We start from the raw sequence: 17422 nt of genomic DNA on the forward strand, positions 1-17422 counted from the left end.
ACGCGGGCGTCGCCGCGGCTGTTCCGCTCAGTCCGCGACGTCCTTGTGGATGATGACATCTGTTTGCGGATAGGCTTCGAGAATGCGCCGCTTGAGCGCCGCGCTGATGGCATGGGCATCGCGGAGCGGCTGATCGCCGTCCAGCTCGATGTGCAGGTTCACGAAGACGCGGCTGCCGCTTGTTCGGGTTTTCAGGTCGTGGAAACCGCGCACGCCGGGCCAGTCGCGCGTGATCGCGGCGATGCCTTCGATCAGCGCCGGGTCCGCGCGGCGGTCCATCAGGGCGTTCCACGCATCCCGCCCGATCCTGATCGCCCCGAACGCCATGACAGCGGCCGCCGCAATGGCCACGATGCTGTCCACCTGACCAAGCCCATAGCGGGCGGAGACCCACAGCGACACGATGGCGCCTATGTTGGGAATGAGGTCGCCGATGTAATGCACCGAATCCGCCGCGACGACCTTGCTTCCCGTCCGCCGCACCACGCGTCGCTGCCAGAGCACGAGGCCGATGGTGAGCCCGATGGAGAGGACCATCACGGCGATGCCGCCCTCCTGCGCCGACAGGTCGTGCGACTTCGGGCCGAACAGCCGCGCGAACCCGTTCCATGCGATGAGGGCGGCGGACATCAGGATGAAGGTGGACTGGCCGAGCGCGGTCAGATCCTCGACCGACGTATGGCCGAAGGCGTGATCCTCGTCCGGCGGGCGCGCGGCATAGAGGATCGCGGCCAGCCCGCCGAGCGACACCAGCAGGTCGAGCGAACTGTCAGCAAGGCTCGCCGCGATGGAAAGCGACCGCGTTTCCACCACCGCCCACAGCTTCAGCGCGACGAGGATGAGCGCGACGGAGACGGAGGCCACCCCCGCGGAAATATTTTCGCGCGTCGCCGGTCTGTCCATGCTGCACTCCTGAGTGGGAGGTCATGTATAAGGGCAAAACCGCCGAAGTTACAGGGGCCGGTGCAGGGTCAGTCGCGGGTTTCCTGCGCATCGACCCCCCAGATCGTCGCCTTGGGAACCCAGCCGTCGGAGCCGGAGGCGGTGATCTCGCACCAGTCGGGCAGGCACTTGCCGAGCCGTGCGATGACGCCCGCCTGCGCTTCTGCGACGACGCGGCCATCTTCCTCCGGTCGGGCGCGAAGCGGGACCATATCGGTCTCCACCAGCACGGTACGCACCCCCGACAACAGCGCGAAGTGGATCCAGCCGCCAACTCCGTCCCGGTCCTCGACCCGCCGCCAGTTGCCGTGCTCCGCCACGACCCGGAGCGGCATGTCCCGCCGGGTGAACACCCAGTCGATCCGATGCGTAAGCGAGGGCCCGCGCCGCACGTTCCCCTCGGAAGTCTTGAGCGAAACGAAGCGGGGGACCGGCAGATTGGTGACCGCGCCGCGCTCCTCATCCTGCGCGCGGACCATGCCCGCCAGAAGGATCGCGATGACTGCGGCGATGACGCAGAAGACGGCCTGTTTCATGATATATGCTGCCCGCTGGTCTCGTTGGACCCGAATCACGCCTTGTGGCGTCTGCTCGGCGGCAGGATTTCATCTGGCCGCTACGAAGGCCAGCAGGATTTCGCGATGCCCCCACCGGGACGGCGCTGTGTCCGCCCCATGCGGCTTCACGAGGCGGCTTCCTACATGCGAAAGGGGCGCCGGATGGCGCCCCTTCCATATCCGAACTCTGGCCGCGATCAGTTGCGGCTCTTGTCCACCATCTTGCCCTTGGAGATCCAGGGCATCATGGCGCGGAGCTTCTCACCGACCTGCTCGATCTGGTGCGCGTCGTTGATGCGGCGGGTCGCCTTGAAGTAGGGCTGGCCGACGGCATTCTCCTGCATGAAGTTGCGCACGAACTTGCCGTTCTGGATGTCGGTCAGCACTTCTTTCATGCGGGCCTTGGTTTCCTCGTACGGAAGGACGCGCGGGCCGGAGACGTATTCCCCGTATTCTGCGGTGTTGGAGATCGAGTAGTTCATGTTGGCGATGCCGCCTTCGTAGATCAGGTCCACGATCAGCTTCACCTCATGGAGGCACTCGAAATAGGCCATCTCCGGTTCGTAACCCGCTTCGACCAGCGTCTCGAAGCCCATGCGGATCAGCTCGACCAGGCCGCCGCAGAGCACGGCCTGCTCGCCGAACAGGTCGGTCTCGCATTCTTCCTTGAAGGTCGTCTCGATGATGCCCGAGCGGCCGCCGCCGATGGCGGAGCAATAGGACAGGCCGATCTCCAGTGCCTTGCCGGACGCATCGTTCGCCACGGCAACAAGGCAGGGCACGCCGCCGCCCTTCACGAACTCACCGCGCACGGTATGTCCCGGCCCCTTCGGCGCCATCATGATGACATCGACGCCCGGCTTCGGCTCGATCAGGCCGAAGTGGATGTTGAGGCCGTGAGCGAAGGCGATGGCGGAGCCTTCCTTCAGATTGTCATGAACGTATTTCTTGTAGGTCTCGGCCTGAAGCTCGTCGGGCATGGTGAACATCACGAGGTCGGCCCAGGCCGCTGCTTCCGCGATCTCCATGACCTTCAGCCCTTCGGCTTCGGCCTTCTTGGCGGAAGCCGAACCGGGGCGCAGCGCGACGACGACGTTCTTTGCGCCGGAATCCCGCAGGTTCAGCGCATGGGCGTGGCCCTGGCTGCCATAGCCGAGAATGGCGACCTTCTTGTCCTTGATGAGATTGATGTCGCAATCACGATCGTAATAGACGCGCATCGGGCGCCTCCTTCTGCTGATTTATGGGGCAGATCATAGACATGCCGGCTGCATGGCGAATGCAAACTCGCGAAACATTCGCAAATAAGCGATGTTTCAATTCTTCATGTTGAGGAATATGGATATATTCATGCTCAACGATACCGACAGACGCATTCTTCGCCACTACCTCGCCGATCCCGACGCGCCCGCGCTTCGGCTGGCGGAGCGGGCCGGCGTCACGGCCGCCACCTTTTCCCGCCGGCTGGAGCGGATGCGGGAGGAGGGGGTCGTGCAGGGGGAGCAGGCGATCATCGACTGGCGCGCGCTCGGCTGGGAGGTGGAGGTGAGCCTGCGGTTCACGCTCGACAAGACCGATCCCCGCGCGTTCGACCAGTTCCTCGCCGCCGCGCGCGAGGTGCCGGAGGTCGTGGCGATCCAGACCTTCCTGGGCCGTGTCGATGTGCGGCTGTCGGTCATCGCCCGCGACATGGCGCATTATCAGGAGATTTATCGCAACCGCATCCTGACGCTGCCGCATATCGCGGATATCGAGGCGCTGATGCTCGTCTCCGTCATAAAGGATGCGGAGACGCTGCCGCTGTGATCGAGCTTGACGATATGGACCGGCGCCTGCTGCGCGTTCTGGCGGAAGATGCGCGGCTGTCGGCGGGAGAGGCGGGCCGGAGGCTGGGCCTGAGCCAGCCCGCGGCCTGGCGGCGGTTGAAGCGGTTGACGGAGGCGGGTGCGATCCGGGGGCGTCGGGTGCTGCTGGACCATCAGGCGCTCGGCTTCGGCGTGACGGTGTTTCTGGGCATCAAGCTCGCCACGCGCGGGCGGGTTAGCCTCGACGATTTCGAGCGTGCCGTGACAGCCATCCCGGAGGTGCTGACGGTGCAGCATGTGCTGGGCGTCTTCGATTATCGCCTGCGCGTCGTGGCCCGTGACATCGTCGATTTCGAGCGCATCCTGCGGCGGCGCATCATGACATTGCCGGGGGTGGGGCAGGTGGAGGCGAATGTCATGCTGTCGGAGGAGCATCGTCCGGGCCCGCTGGGATGACCCCCTCGGTCGGGTCGCTGGCGCGAAAGGCCAGCATTGCGGACCGGACGCGCAGAAGATGGATCAGCATCGGCTCCCATCCCGGATCGACGCCCTGCGGGAGCCGAGGCGAAATGCCCGTTTTCAGCCCACTGGCAAGGTTGGAGAGCATGTCTGCCACACCGGGCGCGGCGCCTTCCTTTCGCAGAAGGTCAACGCCTGCCTCCGCCATGAGGAGGGCGCAGGCGTAGAGCCGTATCGACTGGGAATCGTAGATCTCCGTCACATGGCTCACCCGTTCGGCGGACAATCGGCCGCGGAGCGACCACCGGGCCTCCTGCCGGGCGGCGGCGGTGCTTTCTCCCAGCGCGACCACCGGGCCGTGGGTTTGGGAAATGACTTTCAGCGCGGCCTCCGCCCCGGGCACGTCGCCCTTGCCGATGGCATCGCCCAGTTGCCGCAGACCGGCCGCCAGTTGTGCCGTCATCGCGGCGGCGGATCGTTGGACGAGGCGGACCGGGTCGCGCGTGAACAGCACCTGACTGAACAGAAGGCCCACGCCGGTGCCGGTCGCCACGTCGATCAGGCGCGACAGGCCCGCGGTCTGCGGCCCCATGGCCAGCACCAGAAGCGCCGAGACCCCGGCCTGAATAGGCACGACGGCGGGCTGGCCATAACTTGTCGCAACCATCATCGCGACAAAGCTGACGATGGCCAGACGGAGAACCGGATAGGTGTCCGGCACCAGCAGCAGGCCCAGTTCCCCCACCACCGTCCCCGTGACCACGCCCGACATCAGGCCGATGGCCTGCCGCGCGTGGCTGGGCAGGGCGGGGGACAGGCAGACGATCGCGCTTACCGCCGCAAAGACAGGCCGGTCGTGACCGAAGACCCCGTGTGCTATGACCCACGCCAGCGTTGCGCCCGCCGCGCTTTCCAGCGCGTCGAGCCATGTGATACGCCAACGGCCAAGAACGCGCGCCGCGATACCGCGCCTTGCCACCCTGTCAGACGCGGACGAGCGGGGTGTCCACCAGATGCTCGGCAAGGAACCAGCACTGAAGCTCGTTCGTCCGTATCACGTTGGAGACGAGCACGTCGTTGGAGCCGTCGTCGCCCTGCTCCTGCACCTTCTCCGCCGCGTCATGGGCGTCGATCAGGATCATCTCATGGGCTTCGAGCAGGCGGGACAGCATGGCGGGCACTTCCTCCGCACCATTGGGAGCCCGGGGAACACGGGTGATCTCCGCCACATGGCGCGGGTCGCCGACGGCGATGCCGCCCAGCGTCTGGATCCGCTCCGCGACCATGTCGATCAGTTCGAGCTGCTCACCCGCATGCTTGTCCAGCAGGAGGTGGAGCTGGTAAAAGGTCGCGCCCCGCATCAGCCAGTGGGATTTCTTGTAGAAGGCGTGCAGGATTTGCGTGTCGGCCAGAACCTGGTTCAGCCGCTCGCAGGAGTAGAGCCGTGCATTGTGCGACAGGCCCAGCGGAAACTGCCGTGCCGTGCCGAACTCCTGAATGATCCGGCCTTCCTGATGGAGCCACGGCTGGCTCGACATGTCTTCGACGGTTTTGCGTTGCTTCGCCATTCTGGCCTCCAGCCCGATAGGTGCGGATGCCGAGACGCTTCGCGCACCGACGCGCCCCGGCGGAGGAGGATGTAGGGCGGGCGATGCCCCCGGCCAGTGGCCGGCCGCGGTTTCCGTCAGTCCACGCCGCGATAGGGCTGAACGTATTGCAGGGCCATGTCCCAGGGGAAGAAGATCCAGGTGTCCTGGCTGACTTCGGTGATGTAGCTGTCCACCATCGCGCGCCCTTTCGGCTTGGCATAGACGGTGGCGAAATGCGCTTTGGGGTAAAGCCTGCGGACGAGTTCCAGCGTCTTGCCGCTGTCCACCAGATCGTCGATGACGAGAATGCCGGTGCCGTCCCCCATCAGTTCGGGCTGCGGAGCCTTGATGACATGGGCATCCCCTTGCGACTGGTCGCTGTAGGATTTGACGGAGACGGTATCGATCACCCGCACGTTCAGTTCGCGCGCGATGATCATGGCAGGCGCCATGCCGCCGCGGGTGATCGCGACGATGGCGCGCCAGCCGCCTGCCTCCGACTCCGGCCCCTTGCCGTCGAGCCGCCATGCCAGCGCGCGCGCATCGCGGTGCAACTGATCCCAGCTGACGTGAAATCCCTTTTCATGCGGCAGACGGTCGTTCATGGCGGCTCCCAATCAGGTGGCGGCGATCTTGATACCGAGGGCGACAAGGAAGGCGCCGAAGGTGCGGTCGATCACGGGTTTCAGTCCGGCATAGCCGCGTTGCACGCGGTCCAGCGAGAAGATGCGGGCGACGAAGGCATTCCACAGGGCCTCGTTCAGGAAAACGGCGATGAGCACGAGAGCCAGCGAAAGGGCCGAGGCCCCGCGCGGGATCGTGCTCACAAAGACAGCACCGAAGAAAACGGCGGGTTTCGGATTGGCAAGCTGGGTCGCGATGCCCAGCCACACCGCAGACAGCGGCGAGCGGGGTGCATTCCCTTCCGCTGCGGTCGCCGGCGCAATCGTCATGTCGGCCGGATCACCTGCATGCCGCCACATCTTGATGGCGAGCCAGATGAGATAGGCCGCGCCCCCGATCTTCAGCGCCCAGAGCAGGCTCGGCGCCAGCCGGAACAGCACCGCCAGCCCGAAGAGCGCCGCAGTCGCCCAGAACACCGCGCCCAGCCCCAGCCCGACCGCGAGCCATGCGCCCCGCCGCGCGCCCTCCGTCAGCCCGACCCGCGCGGCCATCAGCACCGCCGGACCGGGAGAGATCGCGGCCAGCAGATGGACGAACCAGACCGCGAGGAACGCGGCGAGCGTCATGTCAGCTCTCCTTGCGACCGGCGGTCGCGTCGATATCCGGCGCGTCCACCGCTTTCATGCCGACGGCATGATAGCCTGCATCCACGTGCAGCGTCTCGCCCGTTGTGCCGGTTCCGAGGTCGGAAAGAAGATAGAGCGCAGCCTTGCCCACCTCCTCCTGCGTGACGTTGCGGCGGAGGGGGGAGTTCAGCTCGTTCCATTTCAGGATATAGCGGAAATCGCCGATGCCGGAGGCGGCCAGCGTCTTGATCGGTCCGGCGGAAATCGCGTTCACGCGGATCGCGTCCTTGCCCAGATCCTCCGCCATGTAGAGCACGGACGCCTCCAGCGCGGCCTTGGCGATGCCCATGACGTTGTAATGCGGCATGACCTTTTCCGCGCCGTAGTAGGTCAGCGTCAGGCAGCTCCCGCCCTCCGTCATCAGAGCGGAGGCGCGCTTGACCGCGGAGGTGAAGGAGAACACCGAGATGTCCATCGTCATGCGGAAATTCTCAGCACTCGTATCCACGTAGCGGCCGCGCAGTTCGTTCTTGTCAGAAAAGCTGATGGCATGAACGAGGAAGTCGATCTTGCCCCAGACCTTTTCCAGCCGGGCAAAGAGCGCATCCATGGAGGATTCGTCCGCCACGTCGCATTCGATGATCTCGGTCACGCCGATCTGCTGGGCCAGCGGCTGCACCCGCTTCAGAAGCTGTTCGCCCTGATAGGAAAGCGCGATCTCCGCCCCCTGATCTGCCAGCGCCTTGGCAATACCCCAGGCGATGGATTTGTCATTGGCCAGGCCCATGATCAACCCGCGTTTGCCCGCCATAAGACCCGTCATCGCCCAATACTCCCTGCGTTGCTTCGATACCGGAGGTTAGCGGGCACCGGGCCCGATATTCCCGGACCTTTAGGCGATTGCCTTTTGGTCATCAAGGGTGGCAGGATGCGCAGCCCGACGATCCCCCGAGTTCGGCGGGATCGGGAAGCGGCGCGGGCAGCTTCGATGAAGGGCGAGGATTCAAGCGGACATGACAGACAGAAACGGTATCTTCGCCGGCGAAGACCCCTTTGCCATTGCCCGCCGGTGGCTGGCGGAGGCCGAAGCGACAGAGCCGAACGACCCCAACGCCATCGCGCTCGCTACCGTGGATGCGGAGGGGCTGCCGGATGTCCGCATGGTTTTGCTGAAGGAAATCGGTGCGGACCGCTTCACCTTCTATACCAACTACGGCTCTGCCAAGGCACAGGAGATCGAGGCGACGGGCAGGGCCGCCTTCGTCCTGCACTGGAAAAGCCTGCGCCGGCAGGTGCGCGTGCGGGGCCGTGTGGTCCGCAATGACGGTGCGGCGGCAGACACCTACTTCGCCTCCCGCTCCCTTCAGTCGCGGCTTGGCGCATGGGCGTCGCAGCAGTCGCGTCCGCTGGACAGCCGGGGCACGCTGATGGCGGAGGTCGCGAAGATCACCGCACGGCTGGGACCGCGCCCGCCCCGCCCGGAATTCTGGGGCGGTTACGACATATTCCCCTCACAGATGGAATTCTGGGCCGATGGGGCCTTCCGCCTGCATGATCGCTACCGCTGGAGTCGCGCCGGGATGGAAGGCGAGTGGGAAATACAGCGGTTGTATCCATGAAATGCCCGACATCCAGACCGCGAAAGCACTGGAACGCAGGGTTTCACGGTCATTGTGTCGATGCGCACGATAATTCTCTTGAACTTGCGAGGCAATACCGTCCAACTTGCGCAAAAAACAGAAGACCTTGGGACGACTTCTGACATGACCGAAACGGACAAAGACACCCGCGTCGTTCGCGGCTGGGTCAAGTGGTTCGATCCCGACAAGGGGTTCGGCTTCGTCGTGTCTGATGAGGGCGGGCCGGATATCCTGCTGCACGCCAATGTTCTGCGAAACTTCGGTCAGTCTTCCGTGGCGGATGGAGCAGGGATCGAGATCCTCTGCCACGCCACCCCCCGTGGAATGCATGCCGCGCAAGTGATGGAGGTGTCGCCTCCCCCCCCGGTGCCGCTGCCGGTGCTGGAGGATCTGGCCTCCGCTCCGATGGAGGAGTTGCTGAGCAGGCCATTGGAGCCTGCGCGGGTCAAATGGTTCGACAAGGCAAAGGGGTTCGGCTTTGCGAATGTCTTCGGCCGCTCCGAGGATGTGTTCGTTCACATAGAGGTGCTGCGCCATTCCGGGCTGTCCGATCTTCAGGCAGGGGAAGCGGTCTGCCTTGGTGTGGTCGAAGGTCGGCGCGGGCGCATGGCGGTCCGCATCGCCTCGTGGGAGGCTGCGGTGCACCAGAAGGTCGTCACGCTGTGAGATCACTCCTGTTCGCGCTGGCGCTGAGCGCAGCCGCCGGCTCCGCCGGAGCTGAGACGGTCTGCCGCCCCGATACAGTGGAAATTCGCGGCCCGCGGGGAGAGACCCGCTTTTCCGTTGAACTCGCGGACACGCCCGACAGCCGCGCCTACGGGTTGATGAACCGTGCAAGCCTGCCGAAGTCGAGCGGGATGCTTTTCGTCTATGAATATCCACAACATGTCTCCTTCTGGATGCGCAATACGCTGATCCCGCTGGACATGATCTTTCTCGATGCACGCGGGGTCATCACGCGGATCCACGAAAACGCCCGCCCGCATGACGAAACGGCCATTGACGGCGGTTCCGGCGTGCTGGCGGTGCTGGAGATCAACGGCGGCCTTGCCCGACGGCTCGGCCTTGTCCAAGGCGGTGTGCTGCGTCATCCCGCCTTCGGGCCGGGCGGCGCCTGGCCCTGCGGAAGCTGAACCCGCTTTTTACCAAAACGCCCCTTTCCAAATTTCGCGCGCCTCTGTAGGAACCGTGCGAGCGGGGCGTGGCGCAGTCTGGTAGCGCGCTGGTTTTGGGTACCAGAGGCCGGAGGTTCGAATCCTCTCGCCCCGACCACAGGTGGCTTGGACGTGCCGCCGGGCAAACCCATTCGATACTTCCGGCGCAGAGCAGTAGGCTGATTTTCACAAGCTCCGGCGCCTGCGCTCGCGTCTGAGCGGGCCGAAAGGTTGCGGCACATGTGCGTTCGGCACCGGCCCGGCCCGCTTCCCATTTCGGCGAATGTCACGTTGAGCGGCCACTCCTTATCGCGCCGGCAAGGCGGAGGGACAGGCAGCCCCCTTACGGCCGGGAAAGCTGTCTGGCTCCGCAAAGGCGAATGAAGCGCAACGGGCGTGCCCCCGCTGGCACCTATCCCCCCTGGGATCCTCGCGGTATCCCTTGCGGCGGACTGCCCGGTCTCTGCACACAGGGTAATACCCTGAATTCAGGACAAGACATGCACGGCGCAACGCGACGCGGGGGCGGCGTTCCTTTGCCGCAGGGACAGTTCGTCGCGGAGCACCTCACAACCATCTGATATGCAGGCGTGATCGCCGCTTGTCTTTATTCCGGGCTCAGTGATAATCGCGCCTTGAACGGGCTGACCTGACACCCCCCCTACCGGTCGGGCGAATGGCGGTTCGCAGCCCCTCCCACGCGCGGATCGAGCGAATGAACCTGATCGCCTTTCTCTCCGTGCTCGCGGGTCTGTTCGTCATCATCGCGCTGGGGGAGCCGCTGGCGGCGCGTCTGCGCATTTCCTATACCGTGGTTCTGGCGATGCTCGGCATCGCCATCGGCGCGGGGGCGAGCTTCCTGCTGTCCACCGACATCACAGACGCGCTGAACCCGCTCGCCCTTTCCGTGTTGAGCCTGCCGATCACCTCCGAGGCGTTTCTGTACATCTTCCTGCCGACGCTCATCTTTCAGGTGTCACTGACGCTCGACCTGCGGCGGATGGTGGAGGATTGGGTGCCGATCACGGTCATGGCCATCGTGGCCGTGGTCGTCGCCACGTTCGTGATCGGCCTGTCGCTGGACCCGTTCACCTCGCAGCCGCTGGTCGTCTGTCTGTTGATCGGCGCCATCGTGGCCACGACCGATCCCTCGGCGGTGGTCGGAATCTTCCGCGACATCGGCGCGCCGGCGCGCCTTTCGCGGCTCGCGGAAGGCGAAAGCCTAATGAACGATGCCGCCGCCATCGCGCTGTTCAGCGTGTTCATCACGCAGATCCTGCCCTGGGCGCCGCAGGTCACCGTGGGCCATCAGGTGGTCCATTTCGTCGTGCTTCTGGTCGCGGGGGCGCTGACGGGCTATGCGCTGGCGGTGATTGCCGTCGTCGCGATGGAGCATCTGCGGTCCACTCCGATGGCGATGATCTCCGTCTCGCTCGCGCTGCCCTATCTGACCTACATCCTCGCCGAACATGCCCTGCATGTTTCGGGGGTGATCGCGGTCGCGGCTGCCGGGATGACGGTGAACCTTCTCGGTCCCTCGCGGATGCCGCCGGGGCAGTGGCGGTATCTCACCGATACGTGGGAGCTGCTCTCGCACTGGTCCGGCTCGCTGATCTTCATTCTGGCCGCGATCTTCGTGCCGCGGCTTCTGCATGATGTGAGCTGGCACGATGGGCTGCTGCTTCTGGTGCTGATCGTTGCGGCGACGGTCGCACGGGCGCTGGTGCTGTTCGGGCTGCTCCCGCTGATGACACGGCTGCATCTGTCGCCCCCCGTCGCCCCGGCCTATCGCACGGTGATGCTCTGGGGCGGGCTGCGCGGGGCGGTCACCCTTGCACTAGCGCTCGCGGTGACGGAGCATGAGCTTGTCGCGGCGGAGGCCAAGCATACCGTTGCCGTGCTTGCCACCGGGTTCGTGCTGTTCACCCTGCTCGTTCAGGGGACGACGCTCCGCTGGCTGATCGGGCGTCTGGGGCTGGACCGTCTGACGCCGATAGACGAGGCGCTCCGCGACCAGGTGGTGGCGGTCGCGTTGCAGACGGTGCGGGAGGAGGTTGCCGACCTGACCCAGCGGCAGCATCTGACGCGGGAGATCGTCCGCTCGGAGGCCAAGAGCTTCGGCGCGCGGATCGACGGCGCGGTCAAGACGGCGGAGGCCGCCGATGAGATCCTCGACCGTGACCGGCTGACGCTGAGCCTCGTCACGCTTGCCAGCCGCGAGAAGGAGATCATTCTGGAGGCGTTTCGCGACAGGGAGGTGTCGTCGGCCCTTGTGGAGCGGCTGTTGCTGGATGCGGACCGGCTGATCGAGGCGACCCGCGCCGGGGGCAGGGGGGCCTACCGCACGCAGGCGCGGGCCAACCTCGCCCCCGGCCGGGCCTATCTTCTGGCCTTTAGGCTCCACCGGCAGCTCGGCATTTCGTTTCCTCTGGAGCGACTGATGGGCAGCCGGTTCGAGGTGCTGCTCAGCACCCGCATGTTCCTGCGCGACCTTCATGATTTCGTGAACACCAAGATCCTGCGCATCCACGGCCAGCGGGTGACGGATATCCTCCACGAGGTCCTTTCGCGGCGCGAGGAGGATCTGGAGCGGGACATCGAAGGGCTGCGGCTGCAGTATCCCGGCTTTTCGGAGGAGTTTGAGCGCCGCTTCATCCGGCGCGCCGCCTTGCGGTTCGAGGAGAGCGAATACGAAACCGCCTATGCCGACGGGCTGATCGGGGCGGAGCTTTACGGCTCGCTCACGCGCGGTCTTGCCGACCGGCGGGAGGCCAATCAGGCGCGCCCCAAGCTCGACCTCCTGCTTCAGCGACAGGAATTCGTCAGCCAGATCCCGATGTTTCAGGGGCTGGAGCCGCAGACACGCGCGCGGCTCGCCCGGGCGCTGGTCAACATCTATGTCGAGCCGGGGGAAGTCATCGTTCATCGCGGCGATCCGGCGAATGCGGTCTATTTCATCGCTTCGGGAGCCGTGGAGCTTGACGGGGCGGCGCCGCAGCAGATCCGGCTGGGCAGGGGAGACATGTTCGGAGAGCTGGCGATTTTCGCCCGCCGCCCGCGCCGTACGGCGCAGGTTCAGGCGATCACGCATTGCGCGCTGATGATGCTCAGCGAGCAGCACTTCCTCCATCTCGTCAGGGGGGAGCCCGGCCTTCGGGCGAAGGTCGTGGCACAGGCGTCGGCCCAGGGAATGGACGCCGGGAAGGTAGAAGCGATGCTCGATCGGCGCGGTTGATTCTCTCTCCACGGCCGCCGGTTCTCCACTCCGCTTGTGGATAACTCTGTGGGGAAGGCGGAGACGACTCGGCCGCAATTTGCCGGAAGCCGGTCAAGGCCATAAACCCGTGGAAAACCTGCGAAATCCGTTGACCGGCTGACGCCGCTTGGGCAGTTTGTAGGCAAGAAGAATCGGACCACTACATCTTGTGGTGGTCATGGAAGGCTCCACTAGCCCCGATCCGCGATGAGACTGCCCCCGGCTTGCCGCAGGGGCAGATGGCGGAGCCATATCTGCGGCGCGGGAGGCGGGGGATAACCGGTCGGCGACGGAGACGCAAGCATGAGGATCGAGAGGCAGTTCACGGTCGAGGGGCGCGACGTCTATGATCGCATCGCCTTTCGCGTGACCCGGTCCGAGCAGCGAAATCCGTCGGGCGAAGTGGTGTTCCGCTGCCGCAAGCTGGAGGTGCCGGAGGGTTGGAGCCAGATCGCGGCGGACATCCTCGCGCAGCACTGTCTCCGCCGGAGCGGTGTCCCCGCCCGGCTTCGCCGCGTGCCGGAAGAGGGTGTGCCGGAGTTCCTGTGGCGCTCCGTCGCGGATGAGGCGGCCCTGTCCCACCTGACCGAATCCCGCCGTTTCACGGCAGAAACCTCCGCCCGGCAGATGTTCGACCGCCTCGCGGGAGCGTGGGCCTACTGGGGATGGAAGGCCGGGTATTTCACTGCCGAGGCCGACGCGCGGGCCTATCACGACGAGATGCGGCACATGCTTGCGCGGCAGATGGCGGCACCCGACGCCGCCCAGTGTCGGCAGACCGGCCTGCACTGGGCCTATGGCATCGAGGAAGCGGGTCGCGATGGCATCGCGGTGGACCTTGCCGCGGGCGAGTTGCGCAGGACGGATTCCCTCGCACGGCCCGAGGCCGCGGGTCTGGCCATCCTCTCCATGCCGGAGCCGGAGGATGCCCCCGACATGTGGTCGCGGGAGGCACGTCTTGTCCGCGCGGGCGTGCGGTACGGGGTGAACGTCGCGACGCTGCCCGCCGGTCCGGCAGGGATGATGGCGCAGCTTGAGGCCGGTGACCGGCTGGTCGGGCTTGCGCAGGGGCAGGGGAACGTCCGCCGCCCGGCGCGGCTCGCCCTGTGCGACGCGGATCACCCGGAGGCCGCAGAGTTCATCGAATGGAAATCGGCGGAGGCGCATAAGCTCGCCAGTCTGACGGCGGGATCCCATCTGATCGCGGCGCTGACAGGCGATATCCGCCTCGCTCTCCGCCGGGCGGGACCGGACATCGCCGGCAATCCCGCGTTGCAGGCGGCCATACGGGCTGCGAAACGCGCGATGGTGCCCGAGGGCGTGATTCAACGGACGTTGGCCGAGGCGGTCGAGGGCCGCGCGCCGCGCATCGCCACGTTCGAGGCTGACTGGGACGGCAAAGCGGCCGCAACCGTCTCCGGCACGCGCACCGCGACCGCCATCCGGCTGTCGGACGCCTTCATGCGCGCGGCGACCAAGCCCGCCGCCCGTGCCGGCCGGGAGCGCCGGTTGCAGGACCGCCTTGCCCGCGCCGTCTGGGCCACGTCCGAGCCGGGGGCTCTGTTCGGGGATACGATCAACGGCTGGAACACCTGCGCGCAGGAGGGGGGGATCGACGGCACCTCCCCCGACGGGGACTTCATGTTCCTTTCCGACACTGCCGCGATGCCCGCGACGCTGAACCTCCGCGGCTTTCTGGTGCAGGACGGGTTCAGGACCGCAGCCTTTTCCCACGCGGCGCGGCTCTGGGTGCTGACGCTCGATCTCTCGCTCTCCATGATGCGGCGGGGCGATGCGCTGCTTGCCGCCCGGTCACAGAACTACCGGCCGCTGGCGCTGGGGCACGTCAATGCGGGCGGTCTTCTGATGGCCATGGGTATCGGCTACGCCACGGCGGAGGGCCGCGCCATGGTCGCCGCGATCACTGCGTTGATGACAGGGGCCGCCTATGCCGCCTCTGCCGAGATTGCGGCGGAGAAGGGCGCGTTCCCGGCCTGGCCGCGGAATGCCTGTTCGATGCTCCGCGTGGTGAAGAACCATCGCCGCGCCGCGGGGGGAGTGGGCGCTTTCGAAGGGCTCGGTATCCTGCCGCGCCCTCTGGATGCAGACCGTTGCCCCCAGCCGGACATCGTCGCGCGCGCCCGCCTCTGCTGGGACGATGCGGTCGCAGCCGCAGCGGGGCACGGGTTCCGCCATGCGCAGCTGACGGCGCTCCGGCAGGATCCCGTCACGGACCGCTTGCTGGATTGCGAGACGACCGGCATCGCTCCGGCAACCGCGCTGATCCACTGGGAGCCTTCCCCCGACGGCCAGTCGCGCCGCGTGCTCGCCTCGGCGGTGGAGGACGGGCTTGCAGCGCTTGGCCATCCCCGTGTGGAGATCGCCGCGATCACCGCACATGTCATCGGCCACGGCAGTCTGGAAAACGCGCCCTGGATCAACCACACCAGCCTTCTGGGGCAGGGTTTGGGTGCCGGGGAACTGGCGCGGGTGGAGGCGGCGCTCGTTTCCGCCACGCATATCCGTTTCGCCCTGACGCCCTGGACGCTGGGGCTCGGCTTCTGTCGGGAAGTGCTGGGGCTGCCGGCGGCACAACTGGCGGATCCGGCTTTCGACCTGCTGGCCCACCTCGGCTTCGCTCCCGCCCAGATCGCTGCGGCGAATGCCTATGTCTTCGGCACGGGGACTTTGCAGGGCGCGCCCTTCCTGAAGGCGGCGGATCTGCACGTGTTCCACGGTCAAGGTTCCACTGGCGAAGGCGAAGTGGATGCAACCTGCCAGATCCACATGATGGCCGCGGCACAGCCCTTTGTTTCCGGCGGTATCGGCGGTGCGCTCCGCCTGCCCGCCAAGGCTGCTGCCTCCAACTGCCTCGACCTCCAGACGCTGGCCTGGTCGCTCGGGCTGAAGGGGATCAGCCTATCGCGCGACAGTTCACAACAGGATCCCGCGCTCGCCGCCGTTCTGGAGGAGGCCGAGGAGTCCCTTGCGCTCCCAAACCCCGCCACAGCCGCGCAATCCCTGCTCGGCCGCAACTTCCGCACCACCTGAGCGAAAGCCGCGCGCTCCGGCGGTTTTGAAGGGGGTGGCGGGACGTGCGGGATACCGATGAGCACTACGTTTACTCCATAGCCCTCCAAAATGAACCATGAAAATTGGCCGGAATCTGCTGAAATCTCAGCAGGTTTCCGGCCGCTTCTGTTTAATCACGCTTGTTTCGCAGGCTTGCGCGAGAAAGCCATGTTCGCGGTCGACAGAATAAACGAGGACCGTCATCATAGGCGCATCGCCACGCGAAGGAGCAAGAAAGAGCGAACCGCGCCAGTCGTAAAGGAGCAGAGCCATGGCCGTCGTAATGATAATGAGCGTTGTATTGATCGCAATGCTTTGCGTCGCAGCCTATACGCTCGCGGTCTATGCGCTGCCCTTCATGCTCGGATTGACGGCCGCGCAGTTCGCCTATCAGACCGGCTCCGGCTTGATCGGCGCGGGCTTGGTCGGGTTGGTCGCGGCCGGCGCAGCCTTCGGCGTCCTGGCGCTTCTCTTTGACTCGCTACGCTCCCCGATCCTGCGCCTCGCCGTGGCGCTGATCTTCGCTGCACCCGCTGCCGTGGCCGGTTATGCGCTGGTCCACGGCGTCACCAAGGAATCGGTCCCGTCCGAAATCTGGCGGCAAATCTTCTGCATCATCGGCGGCGGCTTTGTCGGGATTTCGGCCTTGCTGCGACTGGCAGCACCTTCCGCCAGCGGACCCACGCCCGTTCGCTAATCCAACGGCGTAATATCAAATTGACCCGGCGCTAAAGCGCCGGGGCTTTGTCACTGGCGACCCTCCGGCTCACTACGGCGCAATTTGGAAGCGCGTTCGCCTCCGGGTCGGCGCGGCTGTCGCCGCGTCGTTCGACACCTACCGCCTGGAAATATGGAGAACCGGACGCATGGTAGTCCGGCCTGCTGATTTTCTTTTTCGAGAGATTGCTAAGGGCGTTGCCCTCGCGCGGCGCAAGAAAACTCTTTGCCCTTTCGCGGCATAAACGGCCCGCTCCCCGCAAGCGGGTCCCCTCCATTTATTCCACGGTGCCAAAGACTTCTCCTGCGCCTTGCTACCCGTGGCTCGCCGCCGGGCAAGGGTTCAGGAGCGGCGCTTCGCTGCTCTGAACCCAACACCCGAAGGAACAGAGACATGACCAGCGCAACCGACAGCAATCCCCGCATCTATGTCGCCTGCCTCGCAGCCTACAACAACGGCTATCTGCATGGTGCCTGGATCGACGCGGATCAGGACGCCGACGAGATTAGGGACGAGATTGCCGCGATGCTTGCGCGCTCGCCGATCAAGGGCGCGGAGGATTATGCCATCCACGACTATGAAGGTTTTGAGGGCGTCACTATCAAGGAATATGCCGGCATCGAGAGCGTGGCGCGGATGGGTGCTTTCATCGCCGAGCATGGCGCGCTAGGCGCTGGATTGCTGGAGCAGTTCATAGGCGACATCGACCAGGCCGAGAGCACCTTGCAGGACTGCTATCACGGCCAGTTCACCAGCCTTGCGGACTATATGGAGGAGCTGACCGCCGAGAGCGTCACGATCCCCGAAGCCCTACGCTACTATGTCGATTGGGAGGCAATGGCCCGCGACGCCGAAATGGGCGGCGAGTTCTTCACGATAGAAACCGCTCGTGACGAGGTGCATATTTTTTCCAACAGGTGAGACTTGGGTTGCCTTGCCTGCGCCAGCGGGCAACACGCACGACCTCGCAGACTAGTAAA

Annotated in this window: 17 protein-coding genes and 1 tRNA gene; 10 read left to right on the forward strand and 8 right to left on the reverse strand. The window is 65.5% G+C overall.

From position 1 onward, the window contains the following. Window positions 1-27: 27 nt before the first annotated feature. From RT513_RS04855 to ilvC, 3 genes are all read right to left on the reverse strand, one after another. Window positions 28-903: a cation diffusion facilitator family transporter gene (locus tag RT513_RS04855; protein ID WP_290688144.1), complete on the reverse strand. Its 876-nt coding sequence runs from the start codon at window positions 901-903 to the stop codon at window positions 28-30. Between the two features lie 68 nt (window positions 904-971). After that, entirely contained in the window at window positions 972-1478 is a 507-nt protein-coding gene (locus RT513_RS04860; protein WP_290688142.1) for an SH3 domain-containing protein, read from the reverse strand. A 218-nt stretch (window positions 1479-1696) separates the two neighbouring features. Next, a complete protein-coding gene (gene ilvC, locus RT513_RS04865) occupies window positions 1697-2719 on the reverse strand; it encodes a ketol-acid reductoisomerase (protein ID WP_088215224.1) in 1023 nt (340 codons plus the stop codon). 130 nt (window positions 2720-2849) lie between these two features. Here ilvC and RT513_RS04870 point away from each other — a divergent pair, with 130 nt between their 5' ends. Both RT513_RS04870 and RT513_RS04875 read left to right on the forward strand, forming a co-directional pair. Beyond that, window positions 2850-3305, forward strand: coding sequence for an Lrp/AsnC family transcriptional regulator (locus tag RT513_RS04870; protein WP_035744048.1), 456 nt, complete (start codon window positions 2850-2852; stop codon window positions 3303-3305). Then, window positions 3302-3760, forward strand: coding sequence for an Lrp/AsnC family transcriptional regulator (locus RT513_RS04875; RefSeq protein ID WP_035744050.1), 459 nt, complete (start codon window positions 3302-3304; stop codon window positions 3758-3760). Before RT513_RS04870 ends, RT513_RS04875 begins: the two co-directional genes overlap by 4 nt. On the opposite strand, the gene RT513_RS04880 is transcribed toward RT513_RS04875, so the two are convergent. The 5 genes from RT513_RS04880 to fabI all read right to left on the reverse strand — a co-directional run bounded on the left by RT513_RS04880 (window position 3720) and on the right by fabI (window position 7425). Beyond that, window positions 3720-4742 carry an aromatic acid exporter family protein gene (locus RT513_RS04880; RefSeq protein ID WP_290688139.1) on the reverse strand — a complete coding sequence of 341 codons (1023 nt, stop codon included), beginning with the start codon at window positions 4740-4742 and terminating at the stop codon, window positions 3720-3722. The genes RT513_RS04875 and RT513_RS04880 overlap by 41 nt on opposite strands. Window positions 4743-4746: 4 nt before the next feature. Next, window positions 4747-5331 (reverse strand): Dps family protein, encoded by a 585-nt coding sequence (locus tag RT513_RS04885; protein WP_035713051.1) that lies wholly within the window; start codon window positions 5329-5331, stop codon window positions 4747-4749. 116 nt (window positions 5332-5447) lie between these two features. Continuing rightward, complete coding sequence (gene gpt / locus RT513_RS04890) at window positions 5448-5957, reverse strand: xanthine phosphoribosyltransferase (protein ID WP_088215226.1); 510 nt, start codon at window positions 5955-5957, stop codon at window positions 5448-5450. A gap of 12 nt (window positions 5958-5969) precedes the next feature. Then, complete coding sequence (locus RT513_RS04895; RefSeq protein WP_088215227.1) at window positions 5970-6602, reverse strand: LysE family translocator; 633 nt, start codon at window positions 6600-6602, stop codon at window positions 5970-5972. Between the two features lies 1 nt (window position 6603). Further along, the gene (fabI, locus tag RT513_RS04900; protein WP_035744060.1) at window positions 6604-7425 is read right to left on the reverse strand and encodes an enoyl-ACP reductase FabI; all 822 of its coding nucleotides are present in this window, start codon (window positions 7423-7425) and stop codon (window positions 6604-6606) included. 190 nt (window positions 7426-7615) lie between these two features. Here fabI and pdxH point away from each other — a divergent pair, with 190 nt between their 5' ends. The 8 genes from pdxH (at window position 7616) to RT513_RS04940 (ending at window position 17363) form a co-directional block, all read left to right on the forward strand. Next, window positions 7616-8221, forward strand: coding sequence for a pyridoxamine 5'-phosphate oxidase (pdxH, locus tag RT513_RS04905; RefSeq protein ID WP_290688113.1), 606 nt, complete (start codon window positions 7616-7618; stop codon window positions 8219-8221). 144 nt (window positions 8222-8365) lie between these two features. Next, window positions 8366-8908, forward strand: coding sequence for a cold-shock protein (locus RT513_RS04910; RefSeq protein ID WP_290688111.1), 543 nt, complete (start codon window positions 8366-8368; stop codon window positions 8906-8908). Then, a complete protein-coding gene (locus RT513_RS04915; protein WP_290688109.1) occupies window positions 8905-9375 on the forward strand; it encodes a DUF192 domain-containing protein in 471 nt (156 codons plus the stop codon). Before RT513_RS04910 ends, RT513_RS04915 begins: the two co-directional genes overlap by 4 nt. A 62-nt stretch (window positions 9376-9437) precedes the next feature. Further along, window positions 9438-9514, forward strand: a tRNA-Pro gene (locus RT513_RS04920). Window positions 9515-10111: 597 nt separating this feature from the next. Then, window positions 10112-12631, forward strand: coding sequence for a cation:proton antiporter (locus RT513_RS04925; protein ID WP_290688107.1), 2520 nt, complete (start codon window positions 10112-10114; stop codon window positions 12629-12631). 324 nt (window positions 12632-12955) lie between these two features. Beyond that, entirely contained in the window at window positions 12956-15703 is a 2748-nt protein-coding gene (locus tag RT513_RS04930) for a vitamin B12-dependent ribonucleotide reductase (RefSeq protein ID WP_290688105.1), read from the forward strand. A 310-nt stretch (window positions 15704-16013) separates the two neighbouring features. Further along, window positions 16014-16421: a hypothetical protein gene (locus tag RT513_RS04935; RefSeq protein WP_196795405.1), complete on the forward strand. Its 408-nt coding sequence runs from the start codon at window positions 16014-16016 to the stop codon at window positions 16419-16421. Between the two features lie 414 nt (window positions 16422-16835). Further along, complete coding sequence (locus tag RT513_RS04940) at window positions 16836-17363, forward strand: antirestriction protein ArdA (protein ID WP_290688101.1); 528 nt, start codon at window positions 16836-16838, stop codon at window positions 17361-17363. Window positions 17364-17422: the final 59 nt, after the last annotated feature.

The sequence above is a fragment of the Haematobacter sp. genome (assembly GCF_032102465.1).
In the GTDB taxonomy this organism is placed as follows: domain Bacteria; phylum Pseudomonadota; class Alphaproteobacteria; order Rhodobacterales; family Rhodobacteraceae; genus Haematobacter.

Bases quoted from the DNA above. Each gene is read 5' to 3' on its own strand.
- RT513_RS04855 (WP_290688144.1), bottom strand. From the start codon at position 903: ATGGACAGACCGGCGACGCGCGAAAATATTTCCGCGGGGGTGGCCTCC.
- RT513_RS04860 (WP_290688142.1), bottom strand. From the start codon at position 1,478: ATGAAACAGGCCGTCTTCTGCGTCATCGCCGCAGTCATCGCGATCCTT.
- ilvC (WP_088215224.1), bottom strand. From the start codon at position 2,719: ATGCGCGTCTATTACGATCGTGATTGCGACATCAATCTCATCAAGGAC.
- RT513_RS04870 (WP_035744048.1), top strand. From the start codon at position 2,850: ATGCTCAACGATACCGACAGACGCATTCTTCGCCACTACCTCGCCGAT.
- RT513_RS04885 (WP_035713051.1), bottom strand. From the start codon at position 5,331: ATGGCGAAGCAACGCAAAACCGTCGAAGACATGTCGAGCCAGCCGTGG.
- gpt (WP_088215226.1), bottom strand. From the start codon at position 5,957: ATGAACGACCGTCTGCCGCATGAAAAGGGATTTCACGTCAGCTGGGAT.
- RT513_RS04895 (WP_088215227.1), bottom strand. From the start codon at position 6,602: ATGACGCTCGCCGCGTTCCTCGCGGTCTGGTTCGTCCATCTGCTGGCC.
- fabI (WP_035744060.1), bottom strand. From the start codon at position 7,425: ATGACGGGTCTTATGGCGGGCAAACGCGGGTTGATCATGGGCCTGGCC.
- pdxH (WP_290688113.1), top strand. From the start codon at position 7,616: ATGACAGACAGAAACGGTATCTTCGCCGGCGAAGACCCCTTTGCCATT.
- RT513_RS04910 (WP_290688111.1), top strand. From the start codon at position 8,366: ATGACCGAAACGGACAAAGACACCCGCGTCGTTCGCGGCTGGGTCAAG.
- RT513_RS04925 (WP_290688107.1), top strand. From the start codon at position 10,112: ATGAACCTGATCGCCTTTCTCTCCGTGCTCGCGGGTCTGTTCGTCATC.
- RT513_RS04930 (WP_290688105.1), top strand. From the start codon at position 12,956: ATGAGGATCGAGAGGCAGTTCACGGTCGAGGGGCGCGACGTCTATGAT.
- RT513_RS04935 (WP_196795405.1), top strand. From the start codon at position 16,014: ATGAGCGTTGTATTGATCGCAATGCTTTGCGTCGCAGCCTATACGCTC.
- RT513_RS04940 (WP_290688101.1), top strand. From the start codon at position 16,836: ATGACCAGCGCAACCGACAGCAATCCCCGCATCTATGTCGCCTGCCTC.